The sequence below is a fragment of the Acinetobacter sp. SwsAc5 genome, from assembly GCF_013391485.1.
In the GTDB taxonomy this organism is placed as follows: domain Bacteria; phylum Pseudomonadota; class Gammaproteobacteria; order Pseudomonadales; family Moraxellaceae; genus Acinetobacter; species Acinetobacter towneri.
In genome coordinates this window covers 1-21,216 of sequence record NZ_JACAXD010000026.1, presented here as the reverse complement: position 1 = coordinate 21,216, position 21,216 = coordinate 1, and the positions used below count along the sequence as shown (strand labels likewise).

Here is a 21,216-nt window from a genome sequence, read left to right as displayed (position 1 = left end):
TTAAGCGCCTTTCTTATTGGTTTAAAATAGTTGAAAAGTCCAAGTCTTTAGCAACTAGAACTTTAATGCGTGTGCCGTGAGCGACTGTAATAGTCGGAGGAATTGACAAGTTACGTTGTAGAACACGGTCAGCTTGATTGCCGAATGAGTTTGCAACTTCAGTACGATAAGTCTGTGAAGCATTGTTTTGGTCGCTACTGCTAACACCTGCATTACTTACACCCGCACCAATAATGCTAAGTAAAGTAGCTGTTCCGAATATGCGCCCATAATGGTTGTTCACTTTACCGCCTAAGCCTGCGATACCAAGACTGTTAGTGCTTGGGCTATCGAGCATAATTTCTACGCCATTAGGTGTGATTGCACGATTCCAAACCGCCCCGATTTCTGCTTGTCCGTCATTAACAATTGATGAGTATTGACCGAATAAACGAGTACCCGCAGGCAGTAAACGATTACGTCCTTGTTCGCTATAAACATCATTAGTTACACGAGCAATAATGTTGCTTGGTAAATCGCTTTTAACAGCAGTTTCTAAAACTGCATCTACGATCTTGCCTTGTTGTATAAGCATTCTACGATCAGCGTTATAACTTGCATGAGCAATAGGCGCTTTTTGATTAGAAGTGCTTGAATCAAAACGACCACCCATAGAACCCGCAGTGCTATTTGCAATGCGTGGATTTACATTGCTTGCACCCGCTTGGTTGCCATTGGCATTAGATTGTTGTGAAGCTTGCATACCCATAAATAACGGTGCAAGTTCAGGCGGTATGCCTGCCATTGCACTAGCATCACCATTAGGGCTAACACCGCCACCTTTACCGCCATTCTCATTAACCATGATTCCAGACTTGTAGCGGGCGTTTAAAAGGGCTTGTTCTTTAGCCATAGCATCTTGTCTAGCCTGCTCTTGTTGCATTGCTAGTTGTTGTTGCTGTTCAGCTAATTGACGCTCCATTTCGAGCTGTTCAGGGCTTTTTTCAGTAGGGTTTACAGGGTCAGGGGTAGTCGCAGTTGGGATTGGTTGCGGATTTCCGAATCCGAATCTATCCATGCCATTAAAATTACTGCCGTCCATCCCTGTTACTGGTTTAGCAACAGCACTTTCTACACCGCTTTCTACACGGCTTTCTTTGTTCTTTTGCAATTTCAGATAAACGCCAAAAATTACCAAGCCAATAATGAGGGCTAGTAAGCCACCGAACTTAACCAATTTGCCTATGTCTATATTTTTAACAGACGTTTTAGGCTTATTCTCAAAAGCATCTTGACGTTCAAAATCATCTTTACCATGTTCTTTTTTTTCATCATGGAAAACATGATTTTCAGTGCTGAAGTTATCTTGGGTTTTAAAGTCATCGTTACCCAAATTTTTATTTTCATTTGTCATTTTATTTTCCTCCAATCACTTCAGGTTTACGGAGAATACAAACGTATTCTTTGCCAAGTCGCAGAGTGAAAGCATCGTTTACTTTCTCAATCACGATTACATCCCCCTCTTGTCTTGAGTTGGTAAGTTCTTCGTATCCCTCACCATTAACCGCATAAACTGCGGGACGAGGTGAATTTTTCGCAATACGAATAAATGTGAATTGGTCATCATCACTTACGCCAAGAACTTTAATAGATTTGCTTTTAGTGGCATCCATTCCCCATTTTTGGCTTGTCATAGGCAGTTCACCTAAAGCGGGACGAGGTGCATTTTGTTGTGCCAATAAACGATTAGTTCTATTGGCATCTGCATAGTTAAAGCGCAGTACATAAACTGGTTGTGAACTATTGAATAGATTGAAGTAATAATTTCGCTTATCAGTGATTACGGTTAAGTTTGTACGGTTCATGCCTGCTTGTGGTTTTTCCGCAGGCTTGATGAATAGACGATTACCTTGTGGGATTATTTGCCATCCAATCGTGTCACCTGAAGCAACAGTTTGGATAGTTTCATTTCCAAACTCGACAGTAGTTGAAATACCAAAAGTCGTTGATAGTTCAACAACGTGGCTTTCAGAATACGGAACAACTTTAATGCGGTTATCCGTTTTCAAACCAACAGGAATTTGACGAGCAAAAGTTGGCGCTGAAGCAATGCACGTTGCTGTAAGTAAAATGCTTATAAGGGTCTTTTTCATATCCGATTACCTTATTAATTATTAGAAGTCTGTGCCACAGGCTCAGAAGCAGTGCTTGCTTCAGGTTTAGGCAATGGTTGAGTAACTGGGTTTTGAGTAACTAACGCATCATTTGATGAGTTTTGCGTTAAGTTCCAGTTCTTAAACTTCACGCCAAATGGGTTAATCCAACGATCTTTTACGTTGAGATCGTCAAAGTTGTCAGTGATATAGTCAGCCGTCACTGTGTAGCTGTACTGGCGAATTTCAGCACCTTTAATAACGGTTGTTTTAAAGTTGGCTTGAACTTTATTGTTGCCAAGAAAGTTGACAGCAATAACTTTAGGAGTGATTGAGCCAGTTTCACCTAGTTGGTTGTAAGGTGAGTTTTGATTCATTCCGCTAACTTCATTTTCAAAGTCGGTACGATCTTGGCTATCTAAGAAAATAGAAGCTTTGCTGTACTGTGCAGAAAGTTGGTCTTTACCAACTTTGCCGTAATAGCCATAGCGATTGCTGATAGTGTCCCAAAAGTAGGAGGTCACTAATTTTTCAATAAGTTTAGGGTCAGTAGTTGAATCAAACTTTTCTACACTGGTCATAATTCCAGTTTCAGAATCAATTACAGCAATCATAGGAACTGGTTGTTTTAAAGGTGTTAATCCTTTAATTGCGATACCTTGAGCAACATTACCTATACCTAGAACGGTCGCCAAACCAAGAACCCAAATAGTGATTTTACCGTTACGATTTTCAGACTTTTTAGTATTGTCTTGAATCTCTTTAATTTGAGCGTCTAACTGCGCTTTTTCTTGTGGTGTCATTAGCGTTTACCTCCACGACCAAAACTTTTAACCATATTGGTGCCTGAACTGGTGATACTTGAAGTCGCACTGGTTGAAGCTTCAAAGCCACTGCCGACCAAAGAAATTGCAATTTTTGGAACAAGCCAAAACAGCCCAATAACAACGATCAAAACAATTACCATGATGAAAGCCCCAGTAAACGTACTGCCGTTTTCATTAAGGTTTTGAATGCCTGCGACAACTGAAGTAAGCACTAAGTCACAGCTCACAATCAGCAAAAGAAGAACAACAAGAGGGGTTAAAATTGCTTGTAGCCAGTTTGTGGCATATCTGCGAGTTGCAGGGAACATTGCACATGCAAGAAAAATCGGTGCAACTGCGATTAGAATGCCAATAATGACTTTACAGATAATCCAAATTAAGAAGAATAAACCGCAGACAATGCAGGCTAAACCAAAAATCAAGCTATAGATCAGGACAAAGAAGAAGCCCGAAACGACATTGGTAATACCTGTATCAATGTTATTAAAAGCTAATGCGATAGATTCAAAGATAATAGATACAAAAGACTGCAATGTTGTTTTTGAATCTGTACCTGTCATTTCAGTAATCAGGTTCGGTACATCATCGAGGAATACTTCAGCAACGTATGGAAAGAAAGCATCCCATGAAAATACGATTGACCAAATCAACAGCATAATAACGAAAGTGGCTATCACACCCTGAATTTCTACAGCCATGCCTAACATCATTTTAATAGCTTGGAACGAAATCCAAATAATGATAAAGCCTGCAAAAACTGGAATGATTGGAGCTGTGACTTTCTGATAGTAACCTTGCAAATTGTCTTTAATGTTTTTATCAACACCAGTAATCAGACTATCAACAACCTTGTCTAATTCAGACATACCATTTTTGGTAACTTCAGATACATTCTGCGATATTTGATTAGAGTTATACGCACCGTTAGAACCGCCAGTCGTCCCAGTAGGTGTACTGCCATTGCCTAAATCTTGTGGATTGGTAAAGTTATCGACCGCATAAGCCGAGCTAAAGCTAAAAAAACTAAACAGAAGCAAGAAAGCATAGATAATCTTTTTCATAGTGACCTCAGCGAATTACTGGAATTTCGGGCGGGTTTTTTGAAGTCTTTAAGAAAAAGTTTTGTGTATCTGATTTTCTTAATTTTCCGTCTGAATAGACAAAACAATCACTAGCCAAAGAGCCTTCATAGCAATATGTATCGTCTTTAACGAATGTTAAGACCCCGCTTGATTCACCAGTAAATTTAGGCAACTTTGCAGGGTTATATTGGTTCATGTTTTGGATTTGATAATTGACTTTCTTTACTGGGAAATTGCCCTGTTTATCAGCTTCAGAAATCACATAGTACGAATAAAAAAATTCAGATTTTGGAGTGTGTTCGGGAACCCATACGCCTGAAATGTCAGGCTTAGAAGTGAAACAGCCAGTTAGACCTAAAGCGACAACCGCAGAAGCTAGACCGAGTTTAATTTTATTGATTTCCATTTTGCTGTTCTCTCTCATAAGTTAGAACACCGCTTTCACTACCAAGCTTTAGCTTTCCATCTACAAGCTGAAAACAAGCATCGTTAGGCGCACAAAGCAAACCGTTATCAGGTTTAAACTTCATGTCTGTAAAAACGCCTTTAGCTAAAATAGTGACGGTGTAAACGTCTTTAGTTGTGCTTTTATCAATAATGATTCGATCATTGATAATTACGTCATTTGCTGATTGCGATTGTTGCCCTATTGGGTTCATCCAAACGCCTACATAGTCATCCCCTTTCACTTCAGGCGCTTTAGGCTCGTCAGAACAAGCCGTCAAAACTAAAGCCGTAGCGATCGGAAGTAATAGTTTTTTCATACGACATTACCCCCAGTTTTTACCGTTTTAGTTACTTGAGCGAATGGGTCAGAGATTTGATTTTCAGCGCTTGGGATTGGTTGATATACGCAAGCGCATGGTGATTTTTTTAATCCCTTTTGTGATGATGTATTTGTGGCACAGGCTGTAAGTGCTGTTAGGCTCAAAATGCCCATTGTGACGAAGATTTTTTTCATAGTTCTAGCCTTATCGGTTATAGAGTTATAACAGTATAACTCTATAAGTTTAAAAATAGAACAAGTTTACTAAAATCTAACCATTTCAACTGTTTTAAATGGTAAACAAAAAGATAACACTCTTATTATTAAGTATTCATATTCAATCACTTAATTGTAATTTTTTACTATTGAGTATAAAGGCTCGAAAGTTTATGCACGTATTGGGAATGCTTCAGCATACCCAATGCTAAGTAAAGCTTTGAGCAATCAACCGACTGTAGGTAAGGGCTACCGTTCCCGCAGGCACAGAGGGCGATAGTTAATTTATTTTGATTTTATGAATAATAATTAAGCGTGTGGTGATACCCTTTATTTAGGGTGATTTAGAGTTATAACTCTATGATATTTCAATAAATAGCAAAAAAAAGTTTTTGATTGTTATAGGGAAATTGTGAAATAGCGCACAAAGAAAAAGCCCCGATAGTCTTGCAACTATCGGGGCTATGTTCTATATTCTTCGGTACACAGTTATTTGATGCGGTAAACATCATCTAACGAAGATCATAAGGTTTGGCGACCGTTATGATTTCACCTGAAAGGCTTGTACCTGAACTCTATTATTGCATTTATATTAGATTTTGCAAGTCATACAATGAAAAAACTTCGTTAATTTAGTGTCTATTCGTGTATCAAATAAGCGCATTGTTTATTTGCCGAGCTTCGTCTACTCCTGTGTTTTATAAAACTTTATGTTTGTAAGTGCATTGCCTTAAATGGGTCAACAATGGCATAGAGTTTTAAAGACGGTTGGTGTAGCAGGAGGATACAAGTGACGGCAGTATCACCAACGCAAGAGTTAAGCACCTAGCCAGTGTAAAACGCCCGCTTGCTGATGAACGCACAATAGGCGGGGACGCAGGGAATACGCTAGGAACTGGCATAAATAAGACGTTGGGGAAACCCTCCTTGAGATTGCCGACCTAGTGAGTGAGCTAATGCGTGTGCAGGGGAGCTGTAAGGCTCTAAATACTCACTTGCTGTTATGCCCTTACATTGGCATACAGTGTCGATTGAAAGCGATGTCGGCTCCGACAGCAATGCTACAACGGCAATATTCAAGATAGCCATTTTAAGCAATTTTTTTTGCTTAGGCTATCTAGGGTGAATATTGCCGAAATCTGCTCAATCTCACCAACCGCAAGGCGGTTGAAGCGAAGCGAAAACGACTAAGGTTGTGAGGTTGAAGCAGATAAGCGCCTTATTGTAATAGCGCCTATTCCCAGTACATATATAAGTATTGCTTATATATAGTTTTACTTATAAAGACTTTAAATAACAAACTATTAGAACAATAGAGAACAATTACAAAAGTATCTAAAATACCCCTTGATTGTTTTGTGAGTACAAATTAATATATGTATAAATAGTTAGGGAATATACCTATGATTAAATCTACTAAAGGTAAGACAAGATCAACAATGATTGGTAATCAAAACAGTGTTAAAGAAGTTGTCAAAGAAGATAGATTTCAAACACGTATGAACCATGAAGATAAGTTGAAACTTATTAAATTCTGCAAAGATAACAATTTAAGCCAAACAGATTTTTTAATTAATTCAATGGTCGATAAAGGCATTCTTCCTGAAAGCAGACGATCAGTAAAAACAACAGACAATACTTAATTTAAAGGAAAAGAACATGAGCAATAACACTGAAAAATTATCTAAAGTAATAGCATTGGTTAATCAGAAAGGCGGTGTATCTAAAACAACGACTTCAATTAATTTAGCTATGGGCTTATCTCTACGTGGGTATGACGTACTGTTAGTTGATGGTGACCCGCAAGCTAGTTCACTTGACTGGGCTACTGTACGTGAAGAAGCAGATATTGATTTAGGCTTTACTGTTATTGGTGTACCAAAAACCAACTTAGCCAAAGAGATTGCTAAAATTAAATCAAAATATGACTTTGTAATCACTGACAGCGCAGGCAGACAGTCAGAATTAACACGCCTTGCTATTGTAGCTTGTGACGTTGCGATCGTTCCAAATACGACAAGTCCATTGGATGCTTGGGCTACTAAAGAAACCTTAAAATCAATCAATGAAATTAAGGGCTATCGTGATTTTTCAGCTTACTTTTTATTGAGTGGCGTAAACCCACAAACTAAGGTCTTTAATGAGGTTAAAGAGTGGTTAGCTGAAAGTTACCCTTTACCAATTTTGGACACTAAGATTGCGTTACGAACTGCTTTTTCACGTTCATTGGGCGAGGGCTTGTCTATCTATGAATATAAAGATGATCATGGGAAACAGGATAAGAAAGCAATTGCCGAAGTCGATGCTTTAATTGATGAAATTTTACAACGTGAGGGAATGACTGAATGAAAGCACCTAAAGGCAATGCTACTGTGACCAGTAGCAATGCCCATATTGCAAATGAAAAGGCTCACATTGTTAATTCTTTGAACTTTGACAAAATTCAAAAAATTAAGATCAATCCCGATCTATACAAAAAGATCGAGAAAGTAGCGGATAAAAGAAAAGTCGTACTAGCAGATATTGCTAGATCGGCTTTGGACTTCTATTTAAACAATCCAAGTGCGCCATACAGTGAAGAATTAAGTAAGGGTAATTCTAAGCAATTAATCTACACCATTAATCACTTGTATGATGTGAAGATAAACAGCTTTAAGGCTGTTCATGGTATCAACCGAAGTGACCAAATTAGACAGGCATTATCGGCTTGGCTTATCAATGAAAACTTATTAAAGCTTGATGAAAATTAAGGGCTTGATATGAACCTAAATGATCTAAAAAATAAGGTGATCATAAATAATGAAATTGATCAAAAAAACTTTGATTACCTAATTACACAGGTAGATCAGGTTGCAATTGAGTACGCTATAAATGAATTGGAGAGCCAAAATAAGCGACCCTATCTATCTAATATTTTTAAGTTGCTAGAAATACCGCCCCGCCAATAAGTGGGGCTTATTTGTCTTTGGAGGGACTGACATGCAGAAAATTATAATCAGGGTACTTATCATCACTGGCTTTTTAATGCCTGCAATTATTATGTTCTTTTTCCCTAGCTTAACTGGGACTAAGTTTTTTTGGTTAAGTATGCTTGTATTCTGTTTTCTAATTTTGCGAATACGTGGAATTTTGCTACTTTTGGGCATTACTTATGCCAGTCTATCTTCTATGTTTTCCCGCCATTAAAACCGCCCTACCCTATTAATTAAAACCGTTTTAGCACGTATGGACTTGCAATTTCATTGCTTGGTCCATACTTGGCCAAAACTCTTACTGTGAAAAATCATATTCCGATGCTTGGTCAAAACTGCAAGTATGCAGTCTTGACCAGGCATCTACTTTATTGAATGATTTAAGTGGGTTATGAGTGCGGGGGAAATGTCAAAAAGGTCAGTCCATATTTTTTATAGTACCGCCAACTAAAGTTATAGGTATCCATTTAAAATCGTATCGTTCATAACTACCTTTTGCCCCATACCAATACAAGTGATAGTGCGCCCGCCTTAAATGTGGTCTGCGGTGTACTTTTGATGATTGTTTAGAATATTCAGTTAATTGATCATTTACGGCTTTAATCTGCTTAGACATTTCCTTGCCTGCAATAAAAGGCTTGTACTTTTGGGCTTCAAATAATCTAGGCACACGCTTTACGGTCTGAACGCCTACCCTTTCCTTATGGTTGTCAGGAAGCAATGGGACATAATCAGGCTTAGATAAACTGAACCAAAGCAAAATATTGATAAGTTGCTTTTGTAGGGATTGGTATTGATCTATTTCATTTTCATCTAATATTGAACGGTCATCATGAAATTCATCTATGAAATCTGATAAACAATCTTCTATAGCTTTTTCTTCATTGACTAATAAGACGATTGTTCGAGTTAAACCAGTATCAAGAAAAATCGTAGATACTAAAACTTTTTGATAGCAAAGTTCAGTTAAGGTAAATATCACTCCATAAATTTTAGATTGCTGAAAGTGCAAATCAAAATTATCAGTTTGAACGTAAATGCACAGCTCAGGAACATTGATCAAAAAGTTTGGCAAATTGCCCTCAAATTTACTTTTTGTTAGTTCAGTTGCTACCTCATTTTCAAATCTATAAATATTCTTTGTCAGCATCCAAGAACCGAGCGTGACCAGTTCACCAGTAGGACAAGGCAAATTATTGATTAGATGATCGGGAATTGCATCACCAACATTTAAACCTTTCTGCCAGTCTGGAGCATAGCAGTCTAAGCCTGCATATATCCAATCATCCCAAGTGACCAAAGAACTAATTTTTTTATCATCGTTTTTATACTTGATAGCGGCTTTGTTGCATAAATATGTAAGCATCTGATTTAAATAAATTTAATTTTGGATCAAAAAATAATCAAAACTTTTAAAATCATATAGTTATGAAATCTTTGTGCAACAAAGCCCTTGATAGCCTTTGATTCAATCTTATTAAAGATACCCTTAAAACTTGCTTTCAAGTGTTGGCAACGTGCAGTAACGACCTTTAAAGGTATTGCAAATTCATTAGATAAGTTCGCCATGAAGCCCTGCCCTGCTTTTAATTAAGTAATTCTATAACACTATATCTAGTGCGGATCTCATACCTACTAGCCACTATATATAGTGTTTCTACTATCGCCCTCTATGCCTGCGAGAACGGTAGCCCTTGCCTACAGTCGGTTGATTGCTCAAAGCTTTACTTAGCATTGGGTATGCTGAAGCATTCCCAATACGTGCGTAAACTTTCGAGCTAATATTATACCTAAGTTGTATTGTACTCACAAATCATATTATGCGTATTAATGTTAATTAGTATAGCAGTAATAATAATTTCAAAAGTTTACATATATTGTTTTGTACTCACAAATCATTATATGTATAATGTATTTATTAAGTCGATTGGCGACTTAAATAATAGGTGATTAATTATGAACAATATTTTCACAAAGTTGGATACTAAAAAAATAGTTATTGAACTACTAAATGCTTTTGAAAAAGCAAACTTCGATTACTACTCAAGAGCCTATCTTGAAAGTCCAAAAGGTACATTTTGCGTGTCCTTTGGAAACTGTCAAATGCAAGATGCAAACATTATTACTATCTACATAGATAAAGCACCACATGAGTTTTATTTCACCCATGAACATTCCAATATTGCTGAAGCACATCACGAAGCAATTAATCTATTTAAACAAATTTTAGACTTTTACTTTACCTATCTAAAGCAAACATAAGTAAGCCCCGCAAGGGGCTTTTTTAATGCCTGCGGGCTTGGTTCAGATCGGGAGTGACCAAAACCACAGGAAAGGGAAACAACCCACTACAGCGAAAAATAAGAGCAATCAGGGCGCATAACGCTATTACATTAATTTACCTATATTGTTTTGTACTCACAAATCAATATAGGTATAATATATTTGTCAGGTCGATTGGCGATCTAATAAAAAAGGCTTTGAGTTATGACCAGTAAAGAACAACTTTCGTTAGAGTTGCCTATAGTTGAAACAGCTCAATCATACAAAGATATGAAAGGGCTATATAGCGTTGATATTTCCCATATATACCGCTTTTATATTCTCCTTAATTGGTATGGGGTACTAGAAAAAAGCAAAGTGATTAAAGCGGGCAGTGATGCAATTTTTGAATGTGATAATGAAATGATTGCAGATGAAATTTTAAATTGCATTCCGAGCTGTAAAAAAAGAAAGGTTTATCGAGTACCAAATTTTAACCCTATTTATTTTTCAGGAATAGATAAGCCATCGGTAAACCGTTGGAAGTTTTCAGTAGAAAGAAAACTAGGCTATGAAAAATCAATTTACTTTAGATCAGTTGCAAGCCGTTGGGATTATTAACCCCCTGCCCTAGTCGCAACCCTGCGGGATTGCTTTGTAAGTCCCGCTTAGGGGCAAAGGGGAGTAGTTGCGGTTCTGCGGTCAGCTCGACAAAATCACAGATTTTGTCGGCTTCGCTTGAACCTTGCAACGGTAATCAGGGAGGGAAGAATTTTTATATTTCTTCAGTTCGCAAAGTAGACACTTTGCTCTATTGATACCGCCTAGAGTTTTACACTTGTTTACATATATTGTTTTGTACTCACAAATCAATTTAGGTATAATGTATTTATCAGGTCGATTGGCGACCTCATACAAAAGGTACTCGAAAATGAAAAATTTTACTCAAAATGAAAAAGGTCAAATGTTCTATGAGGGCAGTTTGGTTTTAACTGCTAAAGACGGTTCGGTTTTTTTTGTATCAACTGAAATGCTTGTATGTAAGGCGTATCGAGCAAAAGCAAAAAAACCATTTATCAATACTCACTACAGAACAATTGAGCGTTTAAAACAAGCCGTTGGGGAAAGTATCCAATCATGTAATGCAAGATATGAGCAAAAATTACAGAACAAAGAAAAAACCGCAGAGCGTTTAAAAAAATTCCGTGAAGAACTACAGGTAGGCGATATTTTATCTACATGCTGGGGCTATGAACAAACCAACGTAGAATTTTATCAAGTGGTATCTAAGAAAGGCGCATTTTGTGAAGTTCGGGAAATTGCTAAACGCTCACATGATACGGCTTTTATGCAAAGTGAAGTATCACCAAAGCAAAACGAATTTATTGGAGAACCAATTAAAAAGAAAATTTTAGACGGCTATATCATGATCACAAGCTATATCAGAGCGACACCGCACGAATACGAAACACTAGCAACAGGCACAAAGGTTTATAAGCGCAGTTATGTTTCATCATACGCATAATTAAAAGAAGCCCCGCAAGGGGCTTTTTTAATGCCTGCGGGCTTGGTTCAGATCGGGAGTGACCAAAACCACAGGAAAGAGAAACAACCCGCTACAGCGCAAATCTGAAGCATTCAAGACACACAATAATAATTACACTTGTTTACATATATTGTTTTGTACTCACAAATCAATTTAGGTATAATGTATTTATCAGGTCGATTGGCGACCTCATACAAAGGAATTAAAAAATGACTGATTTAGTTTTGTTGACTGATGAAGAAATCGCAGACATGAGCTATGACAGCTTTAATAAAACCGACCTAGTTGCTATGCAGTCAATGCAAGAAAGCGAATTTCCACGCTATACAGTTGCAATGGCTCATACAATTTATGTATGGGAAAATATCTTATATCAAGAAGCAAGCCGATTATGTGAAAGCTATGACGGGGGAGTATGGGAAACTAAAAACGGCTTTTGGACTTTGCAATCTGATTCAATTTTTTATATGGAAAATGGATGGGACGAAGCGTTTAACCTGAATGCCCTAGAATTTTCAATTGTGGTAAATTTATTTGCATTGTCTAAAATTGCAATGATGACATACAGCTCAAAACCTGCAATCAATCGCAGAGCCGTTTTTTTTAGTGATTACATAAAAGACGTTATACATAAAAATAGGAATGTTTTAGATACTACAGCAATTTATAAATTGATTTATTAAAAGAAAAGAAGCCCCGCAAGGGGCTTTTTTAATGCCTGCGGGCTTGGTTCAGATCGGGAGTGACCAAAACCACAGGAAAGAGAAACAACCCGCTACAGCGCAAATCTGAAGCATTCAAGACACACAATAAAAATTACACTTGTTTACATATATTGTTTTGTACTAACAAATCAATTTAGGTATAATGTTTTTATTAAGTCGATTGGCGACTTAAATTAAAAAGGTATTGAATTATGAACGACCAAAATAACAATGATGCAATCAAAGCAGAACGCTTAAACCGTTATGAAGAACGCCAACAAAACCGCTTAGATCGTTATGAAGCTTTAGCTGATAAAGCAACAGTAAAAAGCACAGTATTGGCGACACGTTCAAATCAAATGGTTGAATGTATACCGTTTGGACAGCCAGTTTTAGTTGGTCATCATAGTGAAAAACGAGATAGAAACTTTCGTTCTAAAATTCACTCTATTATGGGTAAATCAGTTCAGGAAATGAAGAAAGCCGAATACTATCAAAATAAAGCTGATAGCGTAGGCAAGGGCGGTATTTCAAGTGACGACCCTAATGCAATAGAAAAACTTAAAAGCAAGCTTGAGAAGTTACAGCAGGCGCAAGAGTTAATGAAAAAGGCTAACAAGTTAATTAAAAAATTTCCCGAACACAATGCACGTTTAGAGGGATTAATTGAACTTGGATTCTCTGAAGAAAAAGCTATAGACGTATTAAATCCTAAATATGGCTCAATTGGTTTTGCAAGCTATTCACTTCAGAATAATAATGCTGAAATTAACCGCTTGAAAAAGCGTATTGCAGAATTGCAAACACTTGAAAATAGAACTTCAAATGAAGTTGAGAACGATCTTTATAAATATACAGAATGCAAAATAGAAAACCGTTGCATGTTTATATTTGATGGTAAACCTACGGAAGAAATACGCCAAATTTTAAAAAGTAATGGTTTTAAATGGTCGCCAAGTCGGGGCGCTTGGGTACGCCAGTTAAATGCAAATGGGATATACGCATCTAAACGAGTAATAAGCCTTATAGATCAAATATAATAAAGTAAGCCCTGCGGGGCTTTCTTTACTAATCAATGAAGCAATTTAAGGAAAGGTTAAAATGATTGAAAAATTATCTTTTGTTGGGCTAAAGGTGATCGAGTGTTTTAAAGATGCTGGGTTAGATCAAGTTTACATTGATGATAAAATAGAGGAGTTTTCTACATTAAATAATTATGCATCATTACACAAAGCGCTAAGAATACTTGATGATAAAAACATGCACAGACTAGCCCAAAAACTAGGTGTACATATTGAAGATTTAGAATCAACATTACTGGTTTTAAATCAAATATAGAAACCAAAAAAGTGGTGATAAAGTCGCCCGCAATTTTTTTGCGGGTGATATTCCAATGAAGCAAAAAAATTGCGGTTCATTGCGAATCAAATTTATGGATATGCAAAAAAGCATAGTCTTAACAGGTAAGAGCTAACATAAAGTTATTGAGGTCACTAATATGAATAATGCACAGTTCAAAATAGAATGCTTTAAGAATGGCTTATACAGTCGGGAACAGGTTATAGATTTTTATAATGTAGTCTATGAAGAAAATACAAAGTTCAATAAGCGTGATGCTCAATTATGGATGAATGGCAAAACTTCATATATCTATACAATAGATCAAACAGCTATAGATATGATCAATATGTTAAATAAAATTAGAGCCGAACTAATTGCAGAAGAAAGCGAAAGAATCCAAAAAGGCAAACCAAGATACACTAAGCTTTTTAAATCTGAAGTTGATTTATGGGCGGTACACAATGAACTTTTGAATCTACCATTAAACTTTTATCACTCAATATTGTTAGAGTTGAAAGTAACTGAATTAGATTACTATGAGAACATAGAGCAAATGGAAAATTTTAATGAAAAACACTAAGTATAAATCTAAAATTCTGATGATAATTATTTATACACTTGTAGGAATGTTGGCAGGGTATAACATTGGGAATTTTATAAGTAGCCACTGGTACAATGATCTTGGACAACCAAATCAAGATTTTTACGAAATGATTAAAATATTTTTTAATCTAGCTACAACTTTGCTATTTGGTACTGCCTGCTTATATATTTTTAAAGATGATATTAAAAACTAAACTCTAGGCGGTATCAATAGAGCAAAGTGTCTACTTTGCGAACTGAAGAAATATAAAAATTCTTCCCTCCCTGATTACCGTTGCAAGGTTCAAGCGAAGCCGACAAAATCTGTGATTTTGTCGAGCTGACCGCAGAACCGCAACTACTCCCCTTTGCCCCTAAGCGGGACTTACAAAGCAATCCCGCAGGGTTGCGACAAAATATAAGATATTTCAATTTTAGTCATTCAGCAGTAACACTTCCTGAATTATCAACTAAAGTGCTTTTTGATTTTTTTGCTTGTTCACGATCATTAATAAATTTGTCACCTGAAGCTTTCAAACTATCAAAATAACTTGGGTTATTTTTTGCATTTTCAATAGCACTTAAAAGCATCCCAGTGATAATGCCTTTATCTTCAGATGGGAAGTCTACCATTTCAAAAAGAGCGCCAATTGTAATAAGCTTGTGTTCACGTTTTTTTCGATCTTTAGCTTGTGCAACTTGGACTTCTTTTTTTAAACCTGCAAGAAGTTTTTTTTCATCCTCCTTGATTTTTTCCAGTTCTAAACGAGCTTTATATTTTTTAAACTCATTTTTCATAATCCGTTCAAAAGAACTAATTTGCTGTTTCGTTGGCGTACCTGATTCAATGTTAGAAACTAAAGTTAAGATAATTTCTTCAGTTTGACTTTTGTTCTCAAGTTTTTTTAAACGATCAATTTCTTCAGTGACGAATTTTTTTTGATCTTCAGTAAATTTAAAATCCTCAATATTCATTTTCTTAATCCAAAAGTTATAAGGTGATCAAATAATATCACAATGAAAAATTAAAAAATCCCAAAAAAATACAAAGCAACAAAAAACTATAAGAGTTCGCAAAGGCAATAGCACTGTCAATATTTTTCAGACTGAACGGAAGCCATAGGCTCACGGCTCATCTGAAAACATATTGATCAGCAAAAATCAAAAAAACACACTAATCCTAAAGGGGGTGTAAACGAAGTGTCTACCCCCGATGACCCACTGGCGAAGTGTAGGGATTCATAAGGGAATTATTCCCTTATGTGGGGCTTGGGGTGAAACCCCATATCTATATAAAAATAAATTACAAAAAAAGCCAAAAATCAGCCCCAAAAACCGCTTTTAAAATCAATGCCTTGCATTGCTTCAAAATCGGACAAATGCAAGCATTTGTTTTGTCACTTGTAGCGAATATATAGAGAGGTTATCATGACTATAGCAGTAGGAATGCACGCTTCCGCGTTTCTCTCCGAGAAACAGAAAAAGCAAAAGCAAAAAAGGCATAAAATGGCGATCTATCACTTATCAGTTAAGACAGGCAGGCAATACGGTTCTACAGGAACTCGTGGCGCAAATCATTACGCCTACATTAACCGTGATGGAAAGTATAAAAGAGATGATTTAGAAAATATTAAATCTGGAAATTTACCGTCATGGGCTACTGATGCAAAACACTTTTGGAAGTCAGCAGATAAGAATGAGCGTATTAATGGGCGTGTTTATACTGAATTAGAAATTTCATTACCTAGAGAACTTAATAAAGAACAAAGAGAAGAATTAGTAGAGAAATTTGTTGAAAAAACTTTAGGTGAAAACTTCACTTATTCTTATGCAATTCATAGTCCTCTAGCTAGTGATGGTCAGCAAAACCCGCATGTTCACCTTATGTTTTCTGAAAGAAAATTAGACGGTATAGAGCGTGACGAAGTAAAGCATTTTAAGCGTTATAATCCAGTAAACCCTGAAAAGGGCGGTGCGGGTAAAGATCGTTATTTTTCTTCTAAAATGTTTGTGGTTGATACCCGCCTAGAATGGGCTAACCATGTAAATGATTTTTGTGAAAACTTAGGTATTGATGCACGTATTGATCATAGAAGTTTTAAAGAGCAAGGTATTGAATTGTCTAGCCAAAACTTTAGAGCTGATTACGTTAGCAGTCACAAATACCATATCAATGAAAATATTAAGCAAGTACGTCATCAAAATGGTGAAATAATAATTGAGCGCCCAAGCGAAGCAATTAAAGCATTAACTTCTAATCAATCTGTTTTTTCAGTGCGTGAGCTAGAGCGTTTTTTAATGGCTCATACAGATGGTGAAGAACAATATTTAAAAGCTTATGAATCGGTAATAACTTGCCCTGATATGGCTACTTTATATGGTAAAGATAAAGTCGTATTTTCTTCTAAAGAGCTTGTAGGTATTGAGGAATCAATCTCAACATTTATCTATAATGCTAATGAGGAAAGCCGTATTCAAAAACCATTTAATCTAGTTGAGAAATTACCTTTAAATGCGGTACGTGTTGCTGAAACAAGAACATTTAATAGTGAGCAAGAAAAAGCATTCTATACCTTAACTTCTACCGATCGGATTACATTGTTGAATGGTTCTGCGGGCACAGGTAAATCATACGTTCTAAGTGCCGTTTCTGAAGCCTATAAAGAATCTGATTATCAAGTATATGGAATCGCATTACAGGCAATTACAGCTAAGGCTATAGCGAATGATTGTGATATTCCAAGTAGTACAATTGCTTCTTTCTTGTCTAAGTATGATAGCGGTAATTTAGAAATAAATAATAAAACTGTATTGATCTTGGATGAAGCAGGCATGGTCGGTTCAAGAGATATGCAACGCTTGCTTATGCTTGTAGAAAAACACGATGCACAAATAAAATTAGTTGGTGATAGTTACCAGTTAAGTGCAGTAAGTGCGGGTCATGTATTTGCAAATATTCAAGAAAACTTAGATAAGAAAAATATTGCTTCACTAGAGGATATTCAACGTCAGAAACATGCCAAAGAATCTGACAAGATGATTCAAGCATCTAAATATCTTTCTAAGCATGAAGTAGGTAAAGCAATAGATATTTATAAATCTATTAATATGGTTAATGAATACGAATCTCATGATCTAGCTTTAGCTAAAACTGTTAAGTCATGGAGTGAAGATTCTAGCGAAAGTAAATTAATGCTTGCTCATTCAAATAGTGATGTGAATGAACTAAATCGAATGGCTAGAGCATTGCTTATCAAACAAGGTAAGCTTAATCCTGAAAGTGTTTCTGTGAAAAACTATCAAGGTGATTTAGATATTTCCATCGGTGAGAAAATTGTATTCAAACAAAATAATTCACAGATGAAAGTTAGTAATGGTGAACTGGCTAAAGTAATAGGTTTTGAAAAGGATAAATTCAATAATCCTAAAGCTATGATGGTTCAAATGGAAAGTGATAGCAGAATTGTTAGAGTTGATTTAAAGGAATATGACCAGTTCAAACATGGCTATGCAAATACTATTCACTCATCACAAGGTATGACTGTAGATAGTGCTTATATTGTAGCTAGTGAAAATATGAATGCTAATTTAACTTATGTTGCTTTAACTCGACATAAGCAAAATATTCAAATCAATTATAGTGCTTTAACTTTTGCAACTAATGAAAAAGAAACTGTTAAGACCCCTGACGGTAAAGTTTCTTATGACCATAATTACAAACCAGTAGAAAGAGAAGTAACGGCTTTTGAAAACTTCAAAAAGGTACTTGGACGTTCAGAAACTAAAGAGTTCTCTACAGACTTCACACTTGTAGAATCTAAAGATAATTTAATGAAGTCTTATTTAAATGATCATAGATTGCATTTAGAGAATAAGCGTGAATTGTTTGGAATAAATAGCAAGCTGTATTCATTGACCAGTGAAAATAAAACATTCACTAAAGAAGAAATCGTTTCTGAAGTTAGAGCAAGTTTGAAATCTAAAGCCTTACTTGGTGACGAGATCGTTAAGTTTAACGGCAATATGAATATAGCAAAAGGTGAGCTTGTAAAACTTACTAATGATCTTGAGATTAAAACAGGACTATTTAAAAAGGTAACTTTTGAAAAAGGTACTGAATTAAAAGTTATTGATGCTTATAAAGTTAAAGATAAGCCAGTAATGAAAGCACGAATTAAAAATGAAGAATACGAGATTCCTTTCAATAAATTGAATCTTGAATATTCAGATAAATACTTTAATGAGTTTAAAGACCAGTCAAAAGCTAGATTCGATTCACGGCATAAAACTGAAGTCTATACAGAGTTTAGAGAACAGCTTTTAAAGCAAAAAGCGAATGCACCAAAAGACAATTTGAATGCACCTAATCAGCGTATTAAAAACCCAAATACGCCTAATCGAAACACACCTAAATATTAAATGAGGGCGGTTTTATGAATAATTTTATACATAATGGAAAAATTGTTAGTCCTGATGATGAAGTATTAACACAGGCAATTTTGCAAGAGTGTTATCAAAAAGGGATTAGACCTATTTGCGCTTGTCTGCCACAAAAAAACATTGAAATGTATATCGCTAAAATTGGCGAAAACTTTGTTTTAAAGCGTATGCCTAACAGCGCAGATCAGCACGACTTTAGTTGCCTAAGCTATGAGCCACCTACTGAAATTTCAGGACTAGGCGAGGTTATTGGGGAAGCTATCAAGACAGATGAAACAGGGGCAAGTGTTTTAAAGTTTGAGTTCAGTTTGTCAAAAAGCAATGTATCCAAACAAGCGCCTACGCCAAGTGATACACCTAAAGATACTGTAAAAGCTGAAACAACAAAATTGACCTTAAAAGGGACGTTAGATTACTTGCTTGAAGAAGCTTTGTTAAACCGCCACCAACCGAACATGAAGCATAATTGGTTTCAATTTCGCAAGGCATTAAAAGTAGCTTTGAATGATAAAAAGAATAAAAAAGATGATTTAAGTGGATTGGTTTATATCCCTGAATATTACGACCAAACCAAACACAATGAGATTGAAGCCCGAAGAAAAGCAGAGTTGGCAGACCTGAAAGTTAAAGGCAATAAACGCCCATTAAAAATATTTATTGGTGTGATTAAGTCTATTGAAGATGCACGTTTTGATGGGGGCAGAATCATTCTAAAACATGCCCCAACCTTGCATTTATTTATGGATGCAAAAATGTATAGCCGAGTTAATAAACGCTTTGAAGCCGAGCTTGAGCAGGCGCATTATCAAGACGATGTAAACCTATTAGCAATTGGGACTTTTGGATTTGCGGATAGTGGTATCGCAAAGATTGAAGAAATTGCTCTAGTGCCTTTAAATCAAACTTGGCTACCATTTGAGAGCTTGGGTGAAAAAGAACTCTTAGACACGCTTACAATGCAGAATAGGTCATTCATTAAGTGCTTGCGATATAATCTAAGCCCTAAAAGTCCAATTGCAAACGTATTGCTTACAGACACCAACCCACCAACGGCATTTTACTTAATCAATGATCAGACTGAAGATTCTTATATTACTGAAGCAAAGGAATTGATTGCTTCAAGTGAGTTCACATCAATTCTGGTCAATGTCGATCGGGACGTTGTAGACATTCCACCACCTGAAAATAAACCGTTGTTAGGCTATAACAATCATACTGACACCGCAGTTAATAGTTAAGGATTCATATATGGATTACCAAGAACAGGAACAATTTAAAATTTTTGCGGGCTTTGTCGCTTTTCTGATAGCTGTTTTTTGCTTTCTAGTATGGAAAGGCTCAAGTGCCGTAGGTTTAGATTTTGCCACTGGAATGAAGTCTAGTGTTGGCTTAATTGCTTTGGTAGTGGCGCTGTACTTTGCTATCAAATGGGATATACCTAAAGCTATGCTTTACCCTACGGTAGCTGTTTTATTGGTTGTCTGCTTATTCCCTGCATTAAATTATTATGCGCTTGAAGCTTCAGAAAAATCATTTAATCAAACAACTAATTTTCTTGGTCAGCCAGTACAAGAATTTTCAGCGACCACAATTACCGTTATGTGGGGCATGTGGTATATGAAAGCGGTTTACATGCTTGTAGCGGGCTTAATTGGAGTTGTTCTACAAAGAATTAGGTATCCTGAAGAAAATTATTTTTAAGCGTACTAAGCAAAAAAAGCCAGTTCTATACTGGCTTTTTTATTTTTCTAAAAGGTTGTTTTTAGTCTAAGTTTCTTTTAATGATGATTTTGTATTTATTATGGTCACGCTTTCCACGTTGCCCTGAAAAATATATTCCTGAAGTAGATACATTGTCTGAATTAATCAAAACAAATGGTAAATTTTGTTTCGCTAGAGTGATATAAGCTTCAACACAATCTTTTAACTCATTGTTTTTTTGATCTTTTGGCAAGTCAGCTACGATAAAGCCAACATTAAGTTGATGCTTTTCAAATGTTTCAATAGCTTCACGTTGATCTGCGTCATAGTGAATTTTATTAATTAGTCTAGATATACAAATTGAAATAATTTCATAAACAAGAATTGCGAGTGCTAAAAACATCCCCGCAAAAACTGTAATTTCTTTGCTAAAAATTACACCTAAGTATTCACTTATAATGAATTTAATAAAAATAACTAAAGCTACAACGAAAATCAAAATTTTCAGTATGTTTAGAAGAGATGGATCCGTAAATTTGAACAACTCCTATAAGTGATATTCTGCTCCTCAAATGATGTTATAAACATCAATATATGGAGTATTTTATGGCACGTAGACCAAGAAGAAATCATTCAAATGATTTT

Annotated in this window: 24 protein-coding genes; 14 read left to right on the top strand and 10 right to left on the bottom strand. The window is 35.9% G+C overall.

Annotated features, from left to right (window positions below):
• Window positions 1-13 precede the first annotated feature (13 nt).
• The 6 genes from HYG89_RS12925 to HYG89_RS12900 are packed head-to-tail and all read right to left on the bottom strand — an operon-like array spanning window position 14 to window position 4,805.
• Complete coding sequence (locus tag HYG89_RS12925; protein ID WP_005000433.1) at window positions 14-1,393, bottom strand: TrbI/VirB10 family protein; 1,380 nt, start codon at window positions 1,391-1,393, stop codon at window positions 14-16.
• A 1-nt stretch (window position 1,394) separates the two neighbouring features.
• Complete coding sequence (locus HYG89_RS12920) at window positions 1,395-2,132, bottom strand: TrbG/VirB9 family P-type conjugative transfer protein (RefSeq protein WP_005000435.1); 738 nt, start codon at window positions 2,130-2,132, stop codon at window positions 1,395-1,397.
• A 14-nt stretch (window positions 2,133-2,146) separates the two neighbouring features.
• Complete coding sequence (locus HYG89_RS12915; RefSeq protein WP_005000436.1) at window positions 2,147-2,935, bottom strand: VirB8/TrbF family protein; 789 nt, start codon at window positions 2,933-2,935, stop codon at window positions 2,147-2,149.
• On the bottom strand, window positions 2,935-4,020 hold the full coding sequence (locus HYG89_RS12910) for a type IV secretion system protein (protein WP_005000437.1): 1,086 nt from the start codon (window positions 4,018-4,020) through the stop codon (window positions 2,935-2,937). Before HYG89_RS12910 ends, HYG89_RS12915 begins: the two co-directional genes overlap by 1 nt.
• A 7-nt stretch (window positions 4,021-4,027) precedes the next feature.
• Window positions 4,028-4,447 (bottom strand): hypothetical protein, encoded by a 420-nt coding sequence (locus tag HYG89_RS12905; RefSeq protein ID WP_005000439.1) that lies wholly within the window; start codon window positions 4,445-4,447, stop codon window positions 4,028-4,030.
• A complete protein-coding gene (locus HYG89_RS12900; protein WP_005000442.1) occupies window positions 4,434-4,805 on the bottom strand; it encodes a hypothetical protein in 372 nt (123 codons plus the stop codon). The genes HYG89_RS12905 and HYG89_RS12900 overlap by 14 nt, the downstream gene beginning before the upstream one ends.
• A gap of 1,621 nt (window positions 4,806-6,426) precedes the next feature.
• On the opposite strand from HYG89_RS12900, the gene HYG89_RS12895 reads away from it, so the two are divergent.
• From HYG89_RS12895 to HYG89_RS12885, 3 genes are read left to right on the top strand one after another with little or no spacing between them, the layout of a single operon-like run.
• Window positions 6,427-6,666, top strand: a complete 240-nt coding sequence (locus tag HYG89_RS12895) for a hypothetical protein (protein WP_005000443.1) — start codon at window positions 6,427-6,429, stop codon at window positions 6,664-6,666.
• Between the two features lie 16 nt (window positions 6,667-6,682).
• Entirely contained in the window at window positions 6,683-7,372 is a 690-nt protein-coding gene (parA, locus tag HYG89_RS12890) for a ParA family partition ATPase (RefSeq protein WP_005000446.1), read from the top strand.
• The gene (locus tag HYG89_RS12885; protein ID WP_005000449.1) at window positions 7,369-7,773 is read left to right on the top strand and encodes a hypothetical protein; all 405 of its coding nucleotides are present in this window, start codon (window positions 7,369-7,371) and stop codon (window positions 7,771-7,773) included. The genes parA and HYG89_RS12885 overlap by 4 nt, the downstream gene beginning before the upstream one ends.
• 640 nt (window positions 7,774-8,413) lie before the next feature.
• Here HYG89_RS12885 and HYG89_RS12880 read toward each other — a convergent pair.
• Both HYG89_RS12880 and HYG89_RS12875 read right to left on the bottom strand, forming a co-directional pair.
• A complete protein-coding gene (locus tag HYG89_RS12880) occupies window positions 8,414-9,361 on the bottom strand; it encodes a hypothetical protein (RefSeq protein ID WP_256734011.1) in 948 nt (315 codons plus the stop codon).
• A 26-nt stretch (window positions 9,362-9,387) separates the two neighbouring features.
• Window positions 9,388-9,564, bottom strand: coding sequence for a hypothetical protein (locus HYG89_RS12875; protein ID WP_178867824.1), 177 nt, complete (start codon window positions 9,562-9,564; stop codon window positions 9,388-9,390).
• Between the two features lie 387 nt (window positions 9,565-9,951).
• On the opposite strand from HYG89_RS12875, the gene HYG89_RS12870 reads away from it, so the two are divergent.
• The 8 genes from HYG89_RS12870 (at window position 9,952) to HYG89_RS12835 (ending at window position 14,645) form a co-directional block, all read left to right on the top strand.
• Window positions 9,952-10,257: a hypothetical protein gene (locus HYG89_RS12870; RefSeq protein WP_005000193.1), complete on the top strand. Its 306-nt coding sequence runs from the start codon at window positions 9,952-9,954 to the stop codon at window positions 10,255-10,257.
• A gap of 225 nt (window positions 10,258-10,482) precedes the next feature.
• On the top strand, window positions 10,483-10,878 hold the full coding sequence (locus HYG89_RS12865) for a hypothetical protein (RefSeq protein WP_005000189.1): 396 nt from the start codon (window positions 10,483-10,485) through the stop codon (window positions 10,876-10,878).
• A gap of 310 nt (window positions 10,879-11,188) precedes the next feature.
• Window positions 11,189-11,782 carry a hypothetical protein gene (locus HYG89_RS12860; RefSeq protein WP_017480466.1) on the top strand — a complete coding sequence of 198 codons (594 nt, stop codon included), beginning with the start codon at window positions 11,189-11,191 and terminating at the stop codon, window positions 11,780-11,782.
• 230 nt (window positions 11,783-12,012) lie between these two features.
• Entirely contained in the window at window positions 12,013-12,486 is a 474-nt protein-coding gene (locus HYG89_RS12855; protein WP_015060716.1) for a hypothetical protein, read from the top strand.
• 233 nt (window positions 12,487-12,719) lie between these two features.
• Window positions 12,720-13,547: a DUF3560 domain-containing protein gene (locus tag HYG89_RS12850; RefSeq protein ID WP_015060717.1), complete on the top strand. Its 828-nt coding sequence runs from the start codon at window positions 12,720-12,722 to the stop codon at window positions 13,545-13,547.
• A 61-nt stretch (window positions 13,548-13,608) separates the two neighbouring features.
• On the top strand, window positions 13,609-13,845 hold the full coding sequence (locus HYG89_RS12845; RefSeq protein ID WP_015060718.1) for a hypothetical protein: 237 nt from the start codon (window positions 13,609-13,611) through the stop codon (window positions 13,843-13,845).
• 160 nt (window positions 13,846-14,005) lie between these two features.
• Window positions 14,006-14,428: a hypothetical protein gene (locus HYG89_RS12840; protein ID WP_015060719.1), complete on the top strand. Its 423-nt coding sequence runs from the start codon at window positions 14,006-14,008 to the stop codon at window positions 14,426-14,428.
• Window positions 14,415-14,645 (top strand): hypothetical protein, encoded by a 231-nt coding sequence (locus tag HYG89_RS12835; RefSeq protein WP_017480467.1) that lies wholly within the window; start codon window positions 14,415-14,417, stop codon window positions 14,643-14,645. The genes HYG89_RS12840 and HYG89_RS12835 overlap by 14 nt, the downstream gene beginning before the upstream one ends.
• Window positions 14,646-14,868: 223 nt before the next feature.
• Here HYG89_RS12835 and HYG89_RS12830 read toward each other — a convergent pair whose 3' ends face one another.
• Window positions 14,869-15,405 carry a conjugal transfer protein TraD gene (locus HYG89_RS12830; protein ID WP_015060720.1) on the bottom strand — a complete coding sequence of 179 codons (537 nt, stop codon included), beginning with the start codon at window positions 15,403-15,405 and terminating at the stop codon, window positions 14,869-14,871.
• A 531-nt stretch (window positions 15,406-15,936) separates the two neighbouring features.
• On the opposite strand from HYG89_RS12830, the gene HYG89_RS12825 reads away from it, so the two are divergent.
• The 3 genes from HYG89_RS12825 to HYG89_RS12815 are packed head-to-tail and all read left to right on the top strand — an operon-like array spanning window position 15,937 to window position 20,571.
• Window positions 15,937-18,849: an AAA family ATPase gene (locus HYG89_RS12825; RefSeq protein ID WP_017480453.1), complete on the top strand. Its 2,913-nt coding sequence runs from the start codon at window positions 15,937-15,939 to the stop codon at window positions 18,847-18,849.
• A gap of 14 nt (window positions 18,850-18,863) precedes the next feature.
• The gene (locus HYG89_RS12820; protein ID WP_015060702.1) at window positions 18,864-20,108 is read left to right on the top strand and encodes a DUF1173 family protein; all 1,245 of its coding nucleotides are present in this window, start codon (window positions 18,864-18,866) and stop codon (window positions 20,106-20,108) included.
• A gap of 10 nt (window positions 20,109-20,118) precedes the next feature.
• Complete coding sequence (locus tag HYG89_RS12815) at window positions 20,119-20,571, top strand: hypothetical protein (RefSeq protein WP_004993232.1); 453 nt, start codon at window positions 20,119-20,121, stop codon at window positions 20,569-20,571.
• A gap of 61 nt (window positions 20,572-20,632) precedes the next feature.
• Here the strand turns inward: HYG89_RS12815 and HYG89_RS12810 are convergent, their stop codons facing one another.
• A complete protein-coding gene (locus HYG89_RS12810) occupies window positions 20,633-21,070 on the bottom strand; it encodes a hypothetical protein (RefSeq protein ID WP_017480454.1) in 438 nt (145 codons plus the stop codon).
• Window positions 21,071-21,216: the final 146 nt, after the last annotated feature.

Bases quoted from the DNA above. Each gene is read 5' to 3' on its own strand.
- HYG89_RS12925 (WP_005000433.1), bottom strand. From the start codon at position 1,393: ATGACAAATGAAAATAAAAATTTGGGTAACGATGACTTTAAAACCCAA.
- HYG89_RS12920 (WP_005000435.1), bottom strand. From the start codon at position 2,132: ATGAAAAAGACCCTTATAAGCATTTTACTTACAGCAACGTGCATTGCT.
- HYG89_RS12915 (WP_005000436.1), bottom strand. From the start codon at position 2,935: ATGACACCACAAGAAAAAGCGCAGTTAGACGCTCAAATTAAAGAGATT.
- HYG89_RS12910 (WP_005000437.1), bottom strand. From the start codon at position 4,020: ATGAAAAAGATTATCTATGCTTTCTTGCTTCTGTTTAGTTTTTTTAGC.
- HYG89_RS12905 (WP_005000439.1), bottom strand. From the start codon at position 4,447: ATGGAAATCAATAAAATTAAACTCGGTCTAGCTTCTGCGGTTGTCGCT.
- HYG89_RS12900 (WP_005000442.1), bottom strand. From the start codon at position 4,805: ATGAAAAAACTATTACTTCCGATCGCTACGGCTTTAGTTTTGACGGCT.
- HYG89_RS12895 (WP_005000443.1), top strand. From the start codon at position 6,427: ATGATTAAATCTACTAAAGGTAAGACAAGATCAACAATGATTGGTAAT.
- parA (WP_005000446.1), top strand. From the start codon at position 6,683: ATGAGCAATAACACTGAAAAATTATCTAAAGTAATAGCATTGGTTAAT.
- HYG89_RS12885 (WP_005000449.1), top strand. From the start codon at position 7,369: ATGAAAGCACCTAAAGGCAATGCTACTGTGACCAGTAGCAATGCCCAT.
- HYG89_RS12880 (WP_256734011.1), bottom strand. From the start codon at position 9,361: ATGCTTACATATTTATGCAACAAAGCCGCTATCAAGTATAAAAACGAT.
- HYG89_RS12875 (WP_178867824.1), bottom strand. From the start codon at position 9,564: ATGGCGAACTTATCTAATGAATTTGCAATACCTTTAAAGGTCGTTACT.
- HYG89_RS12870 (WP_005000193.1), top strand. From the start codon at position 9,952: ATGAACAATATTTTCACAAAGTTGGATACTAAAAAAATAGTTATTGAA.
- HYG89_RS12865 (WP_005000189.1), top strand. From the start codon at position 10,483: ATGACCAGTAAAGAACAACTTTCGTTAGAGTTGCCTATAGTTGAAACA.
- HYG89_RS12860 (WP_017480466.1), top strand. From the start codon at position 11,189: ATGAAAAATTTTACTCAAAATGAAAAAGGTCAAATGTTCTATGAGGGC.
- HYG89_RS12855 (WP_015060716.1), top strand. From the start codon at position 12,013: ATGACTGATTTAGTTTTGTTGACTGATGAAGAAATCGCAGACATGAGC.
- HYG89_RS12850 (WP_015060717.1), top strand. From the start codon at position 12,720: ATGAACGACCAAAATAACAATGATGCAATCAAAGCAGAACGCTTAAAC.
- HYG89_RS12845 (WP_015060718.1), top strand. From the start codon at position 13,609: ATGATTGAAAAATTATCTTTTGTTGGGCTAAAGGTGATCGAGTGTTTT.
- HYG89_RS12840 (WP_015060719.1), top strand. From the start codon at position 14,006: ATGAATAATGCACAGTTCAAAATAGAATGCTTTAAGAATGGCTTATAC.
- HYG89_RS12835 (WP_017480467.1), top strand. From the start codon at position 14,415: ATGAAAAACACTAAGTATAAATCTAAAATTCTGATGATAATTATTTAT.
- HYG89_RS12830 (WP_015060720.1), bottom strand. From the start codon at position 15,405: ATGAATATTGAGGATTTTAAATTTACTGAAGATCAAAAAAAATTCGTC.
- HYG89_RS12825 (WP_017480453.1), top strand. From the start codon at position 15,937: ATGGCGATCTATCACTTATCAGTTAAGACAGGCAGGCAATACGGTTCT.
- HYG89_RS12820 (WP_015060702.1), top strand. From the start codon at position 18,864: ATGAATAATTTTATACATAATGGAAAAATTGTTAGTCCTGATGATGAA.
- HYG89_RS12815 (WP_004993232.1), top strand. From the start codon at position 20,119: ATGGATTACCAAGAACAGGAACAATTTAAAATTTTTGCGGGCTTTGTC.